This is a genomic window from Hymenobacter gummosus (assembly GCF_003970915.1).
In the GTDB taxonomy this organism is placed as follows: domain Bacteria; phylum Bacteroidota; class Bacteroidia; order Cytophagales; family Hymenobacteraceae; genus Solirubrum; species Solirubrum gummosum.
The window spans coordinates 1-15,235 of sequence record NZ_RXOF01000019.1 but is presented as its reverse complement, the minus strand read 5'-3'; the positions used below and the strand labels follow the sequence as shown (position 1 = coordinate 15,235).

Sequence of the window (15,235 nt, the reverse complement as noted above, 5' to 3'; positions counted from 1 at the left end):
GGTACCGCTCCTACGGAGCTCAGTCGTTCTTATCGGTTCTTGCCGGCTGTTGATATGGCGCCGCTACGCGGCTGTAGGACCGATGGGTACCAGGAAACTATATTTACCGCTTACCGGGCTCGACGCTTTCCGAGCCAGGGTTATTAACGACGTATTGCCGTGCCGCTATTTGCCTCTGCTGCCGATGCGCAGCCAGCCACCGCACCCGCTTCCCTCCTATCCGAAGTCGCCCTGACCTTGCTGCCCGGCATCGGCCCGCTGGTCACGCGCCAGCTCATCGGCTACCTGGGCTCGGCCCAGAACGTGCTCGACGCGCCCCAGGCCCGCCTGCTGAAAGTGCCCGGCGTGGGCCCCGCGCTGGTAAACGTGCTGCGCAACGCCGGCCCCGCCCTGCGCCAGGCCGAGCAGGTGCTGCGCCGGGCCGAGAAAGACGGCGCCCGCCTGCTCTACTACACCCGCCCCGACTACCCCGCCCGCCTGCGCCCCGTGCCCGACGCGCCGGTGCTGCTCTACTACCAGGGCACGGCCGAGCTAAACAATGCGCGCACCCTGGCCGTGGTGGGCACCCGCCAGGCCACCGACTACGGCCGCGAGCAGACCGAGAAGCTCATCAAAGGCGTGGCGCCCTACCAGCCGCTCATCGTCAGCGGCCTGGCCTACGGCATCGACATCGTGGCCCACCGCGCGGCCCTGCAGGAAAACCTGCCGACCGTGGGCGTCATGGCTACCGGGCTCGACAGCATCTACCCCCATGCCCACCGCCGCACCGCCGAAAAGATGCTGGAGCAGGGCGGCGGCCTGCTCACCGAATTCACCTTCGGCACCCCGCCCGACAAGTACAACTTCCCCGCGCGGAATAGAATCATTGCCGGGCTGGCCGACGCCACGGTGGTGGTGGAAGCGGCCAAAAAAGGCGGTGCGCTCATCACCGCCGAGCTGGCCCAGGATTACAACCGCGAAGTGCTGGCCGTGCCCGGCCGCCTCGACCAGCCCGCTTCGGAGGGCTGCAACCACCTGATTCGCAACCAGCGGGCCGCCATCTACACCGGCCCCCAGGACGTGGAGCAGCTGCTCAACTGGGACGGCGCGCTGCAGCCCGCCGCCGTGCCGGCCTCCGCCCTCAGCCCGGCCGACTTTACGGCCCAGGAGTTCAGCCTGCTCGAAATTCTGCAGGCCTGCAAGGAAAAGCAGATCGACGAGCTGAGCTGGCAGGCCCAGTTGCCCATCAACGAGGTGTCGACCTTGCTGCTGGGGCTGGAGTTTCGGGGCGTGGTGCGGGCCCTGCCGGGCAAGAAATTCGCGCTGGTATGAGCGCCGAAGCTTCCACGCTGGCTATGTTCGATGGGGAGCTGCTGCCCCTTGAAGCCGTGCGCCTGCCCCTACCCAACCGCGGCTTGCAGTTCAACGACGGCTTTTTCGAGACGCTGATTTGCGCGGGCGGCCGCGTCAAGTGGCTGCCCGACCACGCCGCCCGCCTCCAGCGCGCCGCCGCCGCCCTGCACCTGGACTTGCCCGCCTCCCTGAGCACGCCGGCCGCTCTAGGCGCCACCCTAACCCGCTTTGCCGCGGCCAGCGGCGTAGCCGGCCCGGTGCGCCTGCGGCTGCAGCTCTGGCGCGGGGGCGGCGGCCTCTACGCCCCGCCCACCGCCAACGCCCACTGGCTGCTGACGGCCGCGCCCTTCACGCCCCATGACGCCCTGATTGCACAAGCCAGCTTTGCCACGGGCATCCGCACGCAGTTTTCCCCCCTGTCCTTTTGCAAGGGGCCGTACGCGCTGCATTACGTGCTGGCCGCCCAGGAGCGGCAGGCGCGCGGCCTCGACGAGCTGCTCTTGCTCGACGCCCACGGCCACGTGGCCGAAGCCGTAGCCGCGGCCGTGTTCTGGCTGAAAAACGGGGTGTTGTACACGCCGAGCCTCGAAAGCGGCTGCGTGGCCGGAATACGCCGGGCGCACTTGCTGCGGGTGGCACGGGCCCACGGCTTGCCCTGCCAGGAAGGGTTGTTTGCCGCGGCGGAGCTGCTCACGGCCGAGGCCGCATTTACGGCCAACGTGGCCGGCATCCGGGCTGTGGCCCAAATAGAATCCGTTCTTTTTGCCGCCGACCACCCTTTACTAGCGGACCTGCGACGCTGGGAGGCCGTTTAGGCCTTGACGCGGCCGCGCCGGCGCATACGCAGCCAGTCGGCCTGGAATTCCTGCAAATCGGCTTCGGTCACGTCGTTGATGGCCAGAATTTCGGCGCGGGACTGCCGGCCCAGCTCCAGCGCGTACAGCGCAATGAGGACGCGGTGCCGCAGTGGCAGCGGGCAGCGGCCAAAGGCAGGGGAAAGCGTCGGGTATGAAGTGGTGGAAGTCACGGGCTTACGTACGTCAGACCGATTTGATTGGATTCAGACGCCAGGGTTTAATTTTCCCAACACAAAGATTGGGCCTTTTTTCGGATCTATCAGCCTTGTCCGCTGAAGAGGCTTCCGGCGTTTGTACTACAACGCCGGAAGTCGCAAAATCAGTCTTTCTATCACATGAAAATGTGATTCAACTTTCCAAATAATAGCTTATGAGCCCTTTGCCGGCCATATCAGTAGGCTATTTCCTAGCCAAAGCACTATCCATCTTACCAGTTGCAGCCAGGGCATTACCAACATAATACCATTCAAACAAAAAAGACCGCCGCGCATTTCCCGGGAGAAATGCCGCGAACGGTCTTTTGCAACTTAGCAAGGTCAGGCGCTCCGCCGCTACACGGCCACGGGAGCTTTGATGGCCGGCCAGGGGTCGTAGTTTTCGAGCTTAAAATCGTCGTACCGGAAGCTGAACAAATCCTGCACGGCGGGATTCAGGCGCATCTGCGGCAGCGGGCGGGGCTCCCGGCTGAGCTGCAGCCGGGCCTGCTCCAGGTGGTTGCTGTAGAGGTGGGTGTCGCCGCCGGTCCAGATAAATTCGCCGGGCTGCAGGCCCGTTACCTGGGCCACCATCAGCGTGAGCAGGGCGTAGCTGGCAATGTTGAAGGGCACGCCGAGGAACACGTCGGCGGAGCGCTGGTAGAGCTGGCAGCTGAGCTTGCCGTCGGCCACGTAGAACTGGAACAGGGCGTGGCAGGGCATCAGAGCCATCTGGTCGAGCTCGGCCACGTTCCAGGCCGAGACGAGGATGCGGCGCGAATCGGGGGAGCGGCGCAGCTGGTCGAGCACCTGCTGCATCTGGTCGATGTGGCCGCCGCGGCCGTCGGGCCAGCTGCGCCACTGCTTGCCGTAGACGGGGCCGAGGTTGCCCGCGGCGTCGGCCCATTCGTCCCAGATGCTCACGCCGTGCTCCTTGAGGTAGGCGGTGTTGGTGTCACCCTGCAGAAACCAGAGCAATTCGTGGATGATGCTCTTCAGGTGCACCTTCTTGGTGGTAACCAGCGGAAAGCCCTGCTGTAAATCGAAGCGCATCTGGTAGCCGAACACCGACAAGGTGCCGGTGCCGGTGCGGTCGGTCTTTTGGGCGCCCTGGGCGAGGATGTGGCGCAGAAGGTCGTGGTATTGCTGCATGGCGGCGGAAGCGGGCTAGGGTAGTTGACAAAAGTAAGCAGGCGGCACCGGAGCTAGGCTCAAATGCTAATCTGCCCGCCGGCCCAGCCCAGCAGAAACTCCGGCAGTGAGTTGGCAACCAGCTCCAGCTCGTCTTCGAGGGGAAACCAACAGTAAACGGCGGACTGCGCGGCCGGCAAATCAGCTACCCGAAACCCGAACCGGCCACCATCGGTGTAGGCGTGCGCAAAAATCAGCAGAGTAGCCTCCGTTGGGCTTTGCGGGTGCAGGCGGACGGCCCGGTTTTCCCCGGCAGCTTCTTCGGCGGGCAGTACCAGGTAGCCGACCAGCTCAACGCCGGCGCCCAGGTCCATGTATTCCGCAATGCCGTTGCTGAGCCGGTATAAGTCCCGCAGCTGGCCGGGCAGGGGCGCTGCCGCCGCCTGCTCCAGCTGCTGCAGCGCCGCTTCCGCAGCCGGCGGCAGCAGCTGATAATTCGGGTCGGACAGGAGTTGCGGCAGGCACTCGGCAATGGTCATGGCGTTCAGGTGGTGCCGGGCAGCACCTGTTGCCAGGCGTCGGTTTCGGCGTAGTGCTTGATGACGGCGCCGCGCTCGGCCAGAAACCGGCGCAGGTAGCGGCGCAGCACCAGAGCATCGGCGAGGCGGCCCAGTGGGCCCAGCGGGGAAACGAAGTGAAACACGTCCCGCATTTCGGTCAGGCCGGCGGTTTCGGTGAAGTAATGCTCGTGGCGCATGGAGCGGAAGGCGCCGCGCTGCATCTCGTCGCAGAAGTAGGCCGGCGGCCGGGTTTCGGTGACTTTGCTGGTGAACTGCTGCCACACGCCGAAGTGCCGGGCGCGGAACGTGACCGAGTCGCCCAGCTGCAGCAGGCCGCTGCGCACGCCGCCCACAATCTGCTCCCCGGTGCGGGCCGTCGACAGCGCGTGCAGGTCGACGCTCAGCGCCAGCTGGTAGCAGCGGGCGCGGGGCGCCCGGATAACGGTAGAAACTTCAACGGTCGGCATCACGCAGCAATCAGGCCGGTAATCATGCGCTTAGGGCACAAATAATACGCCCAAGTACGCGCCGAATTACTTCCCGCAGCAACTCCTGTGACTACTTTTGCGGTACTACCCCTAGCCGTGTCCTATTTATTACCCACCTACCCGGTCGTTATCCAGCCTTTTTCCGCTACTTAGCCCTGCTTACTCCGCCTCGTTCCAACCCGACTTTCCGCTGCCTTGCGAATACTTCTGCTCCTTCTCCTGCTCATTCCGGTTGCAGCCTTTAGCCAGCATTATCGCAAGGTCACTCCCCGCCGCGGCGACGTCATTTCGACGCTGCTGGTGCGCCACGGGTTGAATCCACGGCTGTACGAGCGGGAGTTTGTGGCCCTGAACAAAGCCAACCTGGGCCCGCGCAACAGCCTGCGGGTGGGCAAAACCTACCGTTTGCCCGCCCGCAAATCGGCGGCGCAGCTGGCGGCGGCCAAGAAGAAAAGCGGCAGCCCGAAGAAGGCCGCGGCCAAAACCGAGGTGGTGCGGGCCGTGAAGGGGCGCAGCGGCAGCACAGCGTTGCTGTTCGGCAAGTACGGCCGCCCCACGGCCAGCGACCAAGCCCTGCGCGGGGCCGTGTTCTACCTCATGTCGGGCCACGGCGGGCCCGACCCCGGCGCGGTGGGCCAGTACGGCAACTACAAGCTGGCCGAGGACGAGTACGCCTACGACGTGACCGTGCGCCTGGCCCGGGTACTGATGGAGCACGGCGCCACCGTGCACATGATTGTGCAGGACCCCGACGACGGCATCCGCGACGAGGGCGTGCTGAAGATGGACTCCGACGAGCTGACCTACCCCAACCTGACCATCCCGCTGGGCCACGTAGCCCGCCTGCGCCAGTACACCAACGCCATCAACCGTCTGCACGGGCGCTACGGCAAGAAAACCTACCAGCGCATGATTACTATCCACGTCGACAGCCGCTCGGCGGGCCTGAACACCGACGTGTTCTTTTACCACCACGAGCGCAGCGCCGTGGGGCTGCGCCTCGCGAAGAATATCCACCAGGTCTTCAAGCGCCGCTACGCCCGCTACCAGCCCAACCGCCCCTACGTGGGCACCGTCTCGCCGCGCACCAGCCTCTACGTGGTGCGCAACAGCTACGCGCCCACCGTTTTCATCGAACTGGGCAACATCCGCAACAGCAAGGACCAGCGCCGCTTCGTGCTGCCCCAGAACCGCCAGGCCCTGGCCAACTGGATCTGCGAGGGCGCCATCCACGACTACCAGCGCAAGACGCTGGAAAAGCAGTAGGGCCTCACCCCCCCGGCCCCCTCTCCCGTGGAGAGGGGGAGCCAGCCATCAGCAACGACGCGGGCAGCTCCGGCTAGCGCCTCCGCTGCCCGCCGCTGGTGTGCTATCGAAGTAGCCTAAATGATTTCTCCGCACTGAGCAGTGCGGAAACACAAAGCGGGAGCCATGAGCCTGATGCTCATGGCTCCCGCTGTCGTTGCTGACATCAGGCTCCCCCTCTCCACGGGAGAGGGGGCCGGGGGGGGTGAGGCCCCTTACAGCGACTTCACGGCCGGGGCGGCCGGCTGGGCGGCGGGGGCAGCGGCCGAGGCCGAAGCACCTTTCTTCATGCAGCAGGACGGGGTGCCGGCGGTGGCACCCTTGGAAGCGCAGCCGGCCTTCATTTCGGCCGAGCAGTTTTCCTTCTTGGCGCCTTTCTTGTCCTTGTCTTTGCCGTCCTTGTCGTGGGCGGAGGCGGTGCCGACGAAGGCGAACAGGGCCAGGGCGAGCAGGGCGTTTTTCATGGGGTGGAAATTGAATGGGGTGAGAAGAAACAAAAGCCGGAAACGGGCGGTTGGCTCAACCGCCGGCCCTAATCTACGCAACGCCCCCGATACCGCCGCCGGTTCACCCTAGCTTTACCGCGTGCTTCGTCCCCGCTCCCTGAGCTTTCTGACCCTGGCCGGGCTGGCCATCCTGGGCCTCGTGGCCCTGACGGGCCTCGCCCGCCTGCGCTTCAACTACAATTTCAACGACTTCTACCCCACCGGCGACCCGGACCTGGCCTATTACCAGGACTACGCCGCCCGCTTCGGCAACGACAACGACTACGTGCTCGTGGGCCTGGAGGCGCCGGCCGGGCGCACCCTGTTCGACGCCGGCTTTGCCCAGCGTGTCGACACCTTTACTCACTTCGCGCAGCGGCAGGCCCACGTGCAGCAGGTCATCGGGCCCACCACCGCCGCCAACCCCATCGTGGAGGGCCTGGGCGTGTTCAACGTACCCTACCTGCACCTCGACCGCCTCGCCACCGACCCCGCCAGCCGCGCCCAGGACTCGGCCCTGATTTACCGCACGCCCGGGCTGGTGGGCAACCTGTTCGCGCCCGACGCGCGGGCCGTGACGGTGGTCTTGCTGACGGACCCCGACCTCAAGAAGCCGCCCGGCGACTCGCTGATGGCGGCCCTGCGCGGGGAGCTGACGCGCCTGGGCATCCCCGACGCGCGGATTCACCTCGGGGGCAAGCTGGTGGCGCAGTCGGTGTTCGTGGACCGGCTCAAGGTGGAAATGGCCCTGTTCGTGTCCTTGTCGGTGCTGCTGGTGATGGGGCTGCTCTGGCTTACGTTCCGGGCCTGGTGGGGCGTGGTGCTGCCGCTGACGGTGGTGGCCGGGGCTACCATCGGGGGGCTGGCCCTGGTAGGCTGGTCGGGGGCGGGCATCGACCTGATGACGGCCCTGCTGCCGGTGATGATGTGCGTGGTGGGCATTGCCGACTCGGTGCACCTGCTCACGCGCTACGTGACGGAGACGGGCGAAGGCACCCCGACGGTGCCGGCCCTGCGCGTGAGCATGAAGGAGTCAATGTTCGGCTCGGGGCTGTCGGCGCTGACCACCTCGCTGGGCTTCTTCACGCTCACGACCAGCCACATTCGGCCGATTCACAACTTCGGGCTGTACACGGGGCTGGCGGTGCTCATTGCCTACGCCCTTTCCTTCACGCTGCTGCCGGCCCTGCTGGTGCTGCTGCCGCGGCCGCAGCAGCAGTTTGGGGCCGGGCGCAGCTGGGACGGGCCGCTCACGCGCCTGCTGCGCCTGGTGCTGCTGCGCCGCCGCTGGATTTTGGGGGCCGCCGCCGTGCTGGTGGCCGGCAGCCTCGCCGCCGCCTCGCGCGTGCGCATCGAGTCGCGCCTCCTGGACGACCTGGCCGACGACGACCCGGTGCAGCTGGACTTCCGCTTCTTCGAGCGGCAGTTTGCCGGGGTGCGCCCCTTCGAGCTGCACCTGGTTCCGCAGGGCGGCCGCTCGGTCTTCAGCCTCGACGTGCTGCGCGAAACCGAGGAAATCGAGAATTACCTGCAACGGGGCTACGGCCTGCGCTTCGTGGCCTCGCCCGTGACGGTGGTCAAGTCGGTGCGCAAGGCCGTGAACGGGGGCGCGCTGGAAGAGTACCGCCTCCCCGACTCGGAAGCCGAGCTGCAGCGGCTGCTGCGGCGGGTGCGGCCGTTCCGGAAGAAGGCCGAGTTTCGGGCCCTGGCCCTGGAAGACGCCAGCCAGGGCCGCCTGACCGGCCGCATGCCCGACCCAGGCAGCACCACGGTGGCCGGCCTCAACCGGGGCCTGCAGCGCTTCCTGCGGGAGCACACCGACCCCACCGTCCTGCGCACCCGGCAGACCGGCTCCGCCCTGCTCATCGACAAGAACAACCAGAACCTCACGCGCGACATGCTCATCGGCATCGGGGTCGACGTGCTGATGGTCACGGCCATCGTGCTGGCCCTGTTCCGCTCCATCCGCATGGTGCCGGTGGTGCTCATCCCGAACCTCTTGCCCATCGTGGTGGTGGGCGGGGTGATGGGTTTGTGCGGGGTGCCCATGAAAGTCAGCACCAGCATCATCTTCACCATTGCCTTCGGCATTGCCGTCGACGACACCATTCACTTCATCAGCAAGCTGCGCCTGATGCTGGGCAAGGAGCCCACCGTCCGGCGCGCCGTGAGCCGCACCTACCGGCTGGCCGGCAAGGCCGTCATCGTCACCTCCCTCATCCTGGTGGGCGGCTTCAGCACCCTGCTGTTCTCCTCCTTCGACGGCACCTTCTACGTGGGCCTGCTCATCGGCCTCACCCTGCTCTTCGGCGTGGTGGCCGAGCTGACCCTGCTGCCCATCCTCATCCTGCTGTTCTACAAAAAGCCCCGCGTGGGCCGGGCCCGGCACGCAGCAGCCTGAAAAGGGACGTGAAGCAGATCGACCACGCTTCCGCCATTCGCGGCAGCGTGGTCGGACGTTTAGGATGCCCTGCCGCGAACGGCGGAAGGTTTTCCGGACGCTTGGGAAGCCCTGCCGCGAACGGCGGAAGCGTGGTCGGACGCTTGGGATGCCTTGCCGCGAACGGAGGAAGTATGGTCGAAGGCTTGGGATGCCTTGCCGCGAACGGCGGCAAGGCATCCCAAGCCTTCGGGGAAGCCTGTCGAAATTTTCGACACGGGAGTCGGACGCTGCTACCCCGCTGTCGAAAATTTCGACGGGCGGCTGTTCGAGGTGGAAGCCGCGCCTACAGCCCGGCGACGCGCAGGCCCTGGGGAATGCGCAGGGATTCGCTGTCGTAGCAGTTGAGGTAGAGCTTAACGGGCTTGTCCTGGCCAGGCCAGGTGAGCTGGTACACGTCGAGCAGGCCCATGTTATTGATCAGGCCGTTGGGGGTGCTGAAGCCGCAGCAGCTGCCGAGGCGGCGGCAGCTGATTTCCTGGCCTTCGGGGCCGCGCAGGGCGTTGAGGAAGCGCTGCTCGTTGCGGGCGCAGTCGTTGTCTTTGATGCCGCCCACGCAGGCGGGCTTCTCGGCGGTGTAGCCGTAGTCGGCGTCGGGGCTGGCTTCCACCAGGGCGAAGGGCGCCACGGTGCGGCGGGCCTGGTCGTAGTAGCTTTGCGGGACGTTGTTGGAGCCGGTCAGGCGCGGGCCGTTGTCGGCGGTGGCCGTGGTAGCTTTGGCGCCGGCACAGGCCGAGGCCAGGACCGCCATGGCGGCAATAGCTGCGTATAGGTAGCGTTTCATGCTGCCGGGTTACGCATTCCGGCAGCTCCGGCCAAGGCCCGACTGGCTTATCCGCCTGATTTTTACCGCATGACCCTTTCTGCTTTGCTGCCCCTCTCCCGCTCCGCGGCGACCCGGCTCGTGGCCGCTGCCCTGCTGCTGACGTCCCCCGCCGCCCCGGCCCAGACGCCCCCCGCCGCCCCTACCGACCCGCTGCCGGGCCTGATTCAGCAGCGCGAAACCCTGATTAAAGATTACGAGGCCGCCAACGCCCAGCGCAACGCCTTTCTGGCCAACAAGCCATCCAAGAAAGACCTGCAGGAAGTCATCGACGCCCTGAAAGGCATCATCCGCAAGGATACCGAGATTGTGAAGGCGCTGAAAGACGGGGAACTGCGCCGCCAGGCCAGCCTCGTGGCCGAAAAGCAGCAGGCCGTGCAGCAGGTCACCGTGGCCCAGACCGACCAGACCTCCACCAAGGAGCGGTTTTACGACCTGCAAAACCAGATTGCCAACCTGGAGCTGCGCGACAAGCAGCGCGAGAAAAAACTGCGCGACGCCGAGGACGCCGCCCGCGAAGCCCAGTCGGGCCGCAGCACGCCCCAGTTGCTGGCCGCCGGCCTGGCCGTGCTCAGCCTGGGCCTGCTGCTGTACGTGGCCAAGCTCCGCAGCCAGCTGAATGCCACCGGGGCGCGGCGCAGCAAGCGCCGGTAGCAGCGGGTGAGTGGGTAGCGCGGGCTTCAGCCCGCGTCCGGCAGATAGTAACCCCAATCATCCAGACGCCATCCGTTCCGCAACAATCGTCCTGCGCAACGCGGGCTAAAGCCCGCGCTACATCCTGGCGTACCCGGCTTTTCCGGCCGGCTGGCCCCGCTACCTTTGCCGGTGATGCTCGTCCCCGCCGCCGAATACCTCACCTACACCGAAGCCGTGGGCCTGTACCAGCGCCTGCACGACGAGGCCGGCATTGTGAGCCTGGTGAAAAACTACGGCCCGGCCACCCTACCCTTCGGCGACGGGCTGTACTTCCGCTTGCTCATCGAGGAAGAAGACGTGGCCGCGGCCCAGGACATCGTGGCCGAGTTTGAGCGGCGGCGCACCGAGCGGGCCGCCGTGCGCTGCCCCCACTGCGGCTCCTACCACGTGTGGCCCGAGCCCGAGGCCCAGCAGCCCTGGTACAAACGCATCTTCTACGCCGGCACCACCCTGCACCGCTGCCAGCACTGCGGCGAGGAATTTTCGGCCTGAGACCCATCGGTGAATGAGTGGCTGAGTGAATGAGTGAATTGAGCAGACGTCCAGGTCAATCACTCATTCACTCACTCGCTCAGTCACCGATTGCCACCGCGGCGGCCATTTGCCCGGCAGCGTCTATCTTGCCCGCCGCGGCCCGGCCGCGCTATATGTTACCTCCGCCCGTATTCCCCGCGCCGTCTTTATGTGGACCGAAGAACAGGCCCGCTCCCTGATACCCGACGCCGGCACGCTCAAGCGCGGCCTGGAGCTGGCCTCGCCCAGTAAGTGGCAGAACCTGGGCCAGACCACCGAAGCCGCCTGGGGCGAGTGCGCCGGCAGCGGCTCCAAGCCCTACCTGGTCGGCATCGACCTGGGCGGCGGCCCGGCCTTTAAGTGCTCCTGCCCCAGCCGCGTCTTCCCCTGCAAGCACGGCGCCGGCCTGCTGATTCTGCTGGCCCGCCAGCCCCAGCTCCTAAGCGGTACCGAGCCGCCCGCCTGGCTGGCCGAATGGCTGGGCAAGCGCCAGCAAACCCAGGAAAAGAAAGCCGTGAAAGCCGAGGAAGCCGCTGCCAAAGCGGCCGACGCGCCCGAGGAAGCTGCGGCCCCCGATGCCCCGGCCGGCGCCGCCGTAGCCCCGGCCCGGCGGCAGCGCATGGCGCGCGGGGCCGCCGAGCTGCTCACTTGGCTGCACGACGTGATGGGCACCGGCTTGGCCCAGGCCGAGCAGCAGGGCGCCGCCTTCTGGGAACAGCAGGCCGCCCGCCTCGTCGACGACCAGGTGCCGGGCCTGGCGGCCACCCTGCGCGAGTTGCCCGGCCTGCGCTACGCCGGTGCCGACTGGCCCGAGCGGCAGCTGAGCCGCCTCGGGGAGCTGTATCTGCTGGCCCGCGCCCTGCTGCGCCTGGATGAGCTGCCGGAGGCCTTGCGGCAGGATGTATTGCAGCTGGCCGGCGTGAACGTGAAGAAGGAGGAGCTGCTGGCCCGGCAGCCCGCCGTGACGGATACCTGGTTGGTGGCCGGGCAGGTGAGCATCGAGGAAGAGCGGCTGCTGGTGCGCCGCAGCTGGCTCTGGGGCGAAACGGCCGGGCGCTACGCCCTGGTACTGGAGTTCAGCTTCGGCGGGCAGCCCTTCGCCACCCCGCTGGTGTTCGGGGCCCGGTACCGGGGCGGGGTGGTGTTCTACCCCGGCGCCCTGGGTTTGCGCGCCGCCGTCGGGCCCGACTGGACCTTCCGGGGCCTGCAAACCGAGCAACTGCCTCCCGCCACCGCGCCCGCCGAGCTGCTCGACGCCTACGCCGCCGCCCTGGGCCGGCTGCCCTGGCTGCGCGAGTGGCCCGGCACCCTGGCCGGTATGGTGCCCGTGCTGCTGCCCGACGGGCAGGTGGCTCTGCGCCACGCGCCCACTGGCCAGCAGCTCGCGCTGCACCCCGACAGCCCCGCCGGCTGGGACTTGCTGGCGGCCAGCGGCGGGTACCCCATTACCCTGTTCGGAGAGTGGAACGGCCGCACCTTTCTGCCCATCACCTACACCAGCGCCGCCGCGCCCGTAGCGGCCCCCACCGCGCCATGACCGACCCCACCGCCTGGCCCCAGCTGCTGCGCCTGGCTTTGCTGGGCACCCGTCAGGGCAGCGGCCCCGTGCCGGCCCTGCCCGAGCTGCCCGCCCCACCCGACGCCCCCGCCGAAGCCCAGCTGCTGCACGCCGCCGGCGCCCTGGGCCTGATGCGCAAAGCCGGCTACCTCGCGCCTACCGTAACGGCTGCCGCGCCCGCCCCCGCCGGCCCCGAAACCCTCCCCGCCCTGGGCAAAACCGGCACCGACGCCCTGCGCCAGCTGCTCGACGGGCAGTACCCCGAGCTGCTGCCCGGCTACCTGCAGGCGCTGGCCCGCCACGGCCGCCGGGTGCCGCACCGCCTGCTGGTCGCCCTGCTCGAGCTGGCCGCTACCCGCCCCGAGCTGCGCGAGCCGGCCGCCGCCGTGCTGGGCACCCGCGGGGCCTGGCTGGCCGCGCTGAACCCCGCCTGGACCGCCCTGCTGGCCGCCTCCGCCGCCGACGCAGCCTCCTGGGACACCGGTACGCCCGCCCAGCGCCGCGACTACCTCGCCGCCCTGCTGCGCCGCGACCCGGCCCGGGCCCGCGAATTGCTGGCCGCCGCCCTGCCCCAGGAGCCCGCCCGCAACCAGGCCGTGCTGCTGGCCGCCCTGCAGCAGCCCAATCCCGCCGACGAGGCCCTGCTCACGCCCTACCTCGCCTCCAAAAGCAAGGAAGTGCGCCGCGCCGTGGTGCCCCTGCTGGCCCGCCTGCCCTGCAGCGCCCTGGCCGAGCGCCTGTGGCAGCGCGCCCAGCCCTACCTGAACCTTAAAACGCCCCTCCTCGGCGCCGACAAGCTGGAAGTCACCCTGCCCGAAGCCTGGGACGCCGGCTGGCTGGCCGACGGTATCGAGCAGAAGGACGCGCGCTACACCGGCGAAAAAGCCGCCTGGCTCGGGCAGCTACTGGCCCTGGTGCCGCCCCAGCGCTGGGCCGCCCACTGGCAGGTCGGCCCCGACAAGCTGCTGCAGCTGGCCGCCGCCGGCGAGTGGTCCGACCTGCTGCTGGGCGCCTGGCGCGAAGCCCTGCACCTGCACCGCGCCGCCGACTGGGCCCTGGCCTACCTGGGCCTGCAGCTGGCCAATCCGAAGGTAGTGCTGCTGCCCGCCGAGGTGGTGACGGAGCTGCTGCCGCCCACCGAGGTGCACGCCCTGCTGCTGCGGGAGCTGCCAAATCAGCCGCGCCTGGGCCAGCCCGAAGCCGCCTGGGAGCCGCTGCTGCTGACTGCGCCAGGCCCCTGGCCCGCCGCCCTCACCGAGCGGGCCCTGCGCCTCATCGAAAACACGCTGACCGTATCGGGCACGGCGCCGCGCTACAGCCTGCACTACCGCCTGCAGGCCCTGCTGCGCCACATGCAGGGGGCCGTGCCGCCCGAGCAGTACGCCCGCTGCGCCGAGGTGCTGAACGCGCTGCGGGAAGTCGAACCCTCGCTGAACTACGCCTTCAACCACCTGCTCGACGCGCTGCAGTTCCGGGAGCAGCTGGCCGGCACCTTCACCGAGCCGCCCGCCCCCGACGGCGGCTGAGGCCCGCGCGTAGCTCACGTCAGCACTATACCCGGACGCCTCCGCCCGATTTTCCAGTCTTTCATCCTACCCTCGTTCCGCCATGTCCGCCACGCCCAGCACCCCTGACATCCTGCGCCCGCACGCCGAGGTGCAGTACGCCGAAGAACTAGCCGCCCTGCGCGCCGCCGACGACCGGCCCAAGCCCCCGAACTGGCACCTCTCACCCTGGGCCGTGGTGACCTACCTGCTCGGCGGCACGCTCGACAACGGCTTCGTCATCGAGCCCAAGTACATCGGGCAGCGGCGGCTGATGGAAATTGCCGTGGCCACCCTGGCCACCGACCGCGCCCTGCTGCTGCTGGGCGTGCCCGGCACGGCCAAAAGCTGGGTGTCGGAGCACCTGACGGCGGCCATCAGCGGGCACTCCAACCTGCTTATCCAGGGCACGGCCGGCACCTCCGAGGACGCCATCCGCTACTCCTGGAACTACGCCCGCCTCATTGCCGAAGGCCCTTCGCCCGACGCCCTGGTGCCCTCACCCCTGCTGCGCGGCATGCGCGAGGGCGCGCTGGTGCGCATCGAGGAGCTGACGCGCATTCCGGCCGACGTGCAGGACACGCTGATTACGGTGCTTTCCGAGAAGGTGCTGCCGGTGCCGGAGCTGAGCACGGAGGTGGCTGCCACGCGGGGCTTCAACGTCATTGCCACCGCCAACGACCGGGACAAGGGCGTCAACGAGCTGAGCAGCGCCCTGCGCCGCCGCTTCAATACGGTGGTGCTGCCCCTGCCCACGTCGGTGGCCGAGGAAGTGCAGATTGTGCAGAGCCGGGTGGAGAAGACGGGCCGGGCCCTGCAGCTGCCGCCCACCACGGCCGCCCTGGAGCAGATCAGCCGCCTGGTGACGGTGTTTCGGGAGCTGCGCGGCGGCGTGACCGAGAACGGCAAGACCAAGCTCAAAAGCCCCAGCGGCACCTTGAGCACCGGCGAGGCCATTTCGGTGCTCAACAGCGGCTTGGCCCTGGCCGCCTACTTCGGCGACGGCACCCTGCAGGCCGCCGACCTGGCCGCCGGCCTCACCGGCGCCGTGGTGAAAGACCCCGTGCAGGACCGCGTGGTGTGGCTGGAATACCTGGAAACCGTGGTGAAGGAGCGCGAGGGGTGGAAAGACCTGTACCGGGCCTGCCGGGAGGTGGTGGAGTAAAGCCCCGTCGTTTCGTTGCTAACCCAAGTTGCGGGGTACTAAAGCTGGGGCAAAAAGAAATCTGTTCCGCCCGGAACAGGGTAGGTTTGAAGTATCTGACGCTTCACTCCTTCCCCGACCATGACGGAACAGACCGTGGCAATG

At 67.9% G+C, this 15,235-nt stretch carries 15 protein-coding genes; 9 read left to right on the top strand and 6 right to left on the bottom strand.

Going from position 1 to position 15,235, the window contains the following annotated elements; genetic code table 11:
• Positions 1–159 precede the first annotated feature (159 nt).
• Together dprA and EJV47_RS24240 are read left to right on the top strand one after the other, a co-directional pair.
• A complete protein-coding gene (gene dprA / locus EJV47_RS24245; protein ID WP_243651300.1) occupies positions 160–1,311 on the top strand; it encodes a DNA-processing protein DprA in 1,152 nt (383 codons plus the stop codon).
• Positions 1,308–2,147 carry an aminotransferase class IV gene (locus tag EJV47_RS24240; protein WP_126695800.1) on the top strand — a complete coding sequence of 280 codons (840 nt, stop codon included), beginning with the start codon at positions 1,308–1,310 and terminating at the stop codon, positions 2,145–2,147. The genes dprA and EJV47_RS24240 overlap by 4 nt, the downstream gene beginning before the upstream one ends.
• On the opposite strand, the gene EJV47_RS24235 is transcribed toward EJV47_RS24240, so the two are convergent.
• The 4 genes from EJV47_RS24235 to EJV47_RS24220 all read right to left on the bottom strand — a co-directional run bounded on the left by EJV47_RS24235 (position 2,144) and on the right by EJV47_RS24220 (position 4,541).
• Positions 2,144–2,359, bottom strand: a complete 216-nt coding sequence (locus tag EJV47_RS24235; RefSeq protein WP_126695799.1) for a hypothetical protein — start codon at positions 2,357–2,359, stop codon at positions 2,144–2,146. The two genes, EJV47_RS24240 and EJV47_RS24235, sit on opposite strands and share 4 nt — an antisense overlap.
• Before the next feature lie 381 nt (positions 2,360–2,740).
• The gene (locus tag EJV47_RS24230) at positions 2,741–3,535 is read right to left on the bottom strand and encodes a thymidylate synthase (protein WP_126695798.1); all 795 of its coding nucleotides are present in this window, start codon (positions 3,533–3,535) and stop codon (positions 2,741–2,743) included.
• 59 nt (positions 3,536–3,594) lie between these two features.
• Positions 3,595–4,053 (bottom strand): SMI1/KNR4 family protein, encoded by a 459-nt coding sequence (locus EJV47_RS24225; RefSeq protein ID WP_126695797.1) that lies wholly within the window; start codon positions 4,051–4,053, stop codon positions 3,595–3,597.
• 5 nt (positions 4,054–4,058) lie between these two features.
• Positions 4,059–4,541, bottom strand: coding sequence for an SRPBCC family protein (locus EJV47_RS24220; protein ID WP_126695926.1), 483 nt, complete (start codon positions 4,539–4,541; stop codon positions 4,059–4,061).
• A 216-nt stretch (positions 4,542–4,757) separates the two neighbouring features.
• On the opposite strand from EJV47_RS24220, the gene EJV47_RS28775 reads away from it, so the two are divergent.
• Positions 4,758–5,828: an N-acetylmuramoyl-L-alanine amidase family protein gene (locus tag EJV47_RS28775; RefSeq protein WP_243651299.1), complete on the top strand. Its 1,071-nt coding sequence runs from the start codon at positions 4,758–4,760 to the stop codon at positions 5,826–5,828.
• A gap of 254 nt (positions 5,829–6,082) precedes the next feature.
• Here EJV47_RS28775 and EJV47_RS24210 read toward each other — a convergent pair whose 3' ends face one another.
• On the bottom strand, positions 6,083–6,331 hold the full coding sequence (locus EJV47_RS24210) for a hypothetical protein (RefSeq protein ID WP_126695796.1): 249 nt from the start codon (positions 6,329–6,331) through the stop codon (positions 6,083–6,085).
• A gap of 121 nt (positions 6,332–6,452) precedes the next feature.
• Between EJV47_RS24210 and EJV47_RS24205 the strand changes: the two genes are divergently transcribed.
• Complete coding sequence (locus EJV47_RS24205) at positions 6,453–8,753, top strand: efflux RND transporter permease subunit (RefSeq protein WP_243651298.1); 2,301 nt, start codon at positions 6,453–6,455, stop codon at positions 8,751–8,753.
• A gap of 325 nt (positions 8,754–9,078) precedes the next feature.
• Here EJV47_RS24205 and EJV47_RS24200 read toward each other — a convergent pair whose 3' ends face one another.
• Positions 9,079–9,576 carry a hypothetical protein gene (locus EJV47_RS24200; protein WP_126695795.1) on the bottom strand — a complete coding sequence of 166 codons (498 nt, stop codon included), beginning with the start codon at positions 9,574–9,576 and terminating at the stop codon, positions 9,079–9,081.
• Positions 9,577–9,645: 69 nt separating this feature from the next.
• Between EJV47_RS24200 and EJV47_RS24195 the strand changes: the two genes are divergently transcribed.
• The 5 genes from EJV47_RS24195 to EJV47_RS24175 all read left to right on the top strand — a co-directional run bounded on the left by EJV47_RS24195 (position 9,646) and on the right by EJV47_RS24175 (position 15,091).
• A complete protein-coding gene (locus EJV47_RS24195) occupies positions 9,646–10,269 on the top strand; it encodes a hypothetical protein (RefSeq protein WP_126695794.1) in 624 nt (207 codons plus the stop codon).
• Between the two features lie 174 nt (positions 10,270–10,443).
• Entirely contained in the window at positions 10,444–10,803 is a 360-nt protein-coding gene (locus EJV47_RS24190) for a putative signal transducing protein (protein ID WP_126695793.1), read from the top strand.
• A 190-nt stretch (positions 10,804–10,993) separates the two neighbouring features.
• Positions 10,994–12,361, top strand: coding sequence for an SWIM zinc finger family protein (locus EJV47_RS24185; protein ID WP_126695792.1), 1,368 nt, complete (start codon positions 10,994–10,996; stop codon positions 12,359–12,361).
• The gene (locus EJV47_RS24180) at positions 12,358–13,908 is read left to right on the top strand and encodes a DUF5691 domain-containing protein (RefSeq protein ID WP_126695791.1); all 1,551 of its coding nucleotides are present in this window, start codon (positions 12,358–12,360) and stop codon (positions 13,906–13,908) included. The genes EJV47_RS24185 and EJV47_RS24180 overlap by 4 nt, the downstream gene beginning before the upstream one ends.
• A gap of 82 nt (positions 13,909–13,990) precedes the next feature.
• Entirely contained in the window at positions 13,991–15,091 is a 1,101-nt protein-coding gene (locus EJV47_RS24175; RefSeq protein ID WP_126695790.1) for an ATP-binding protein, read from the top strand.
• Positions 15,092–15,235: the final 144 nt, after the last annotated feature.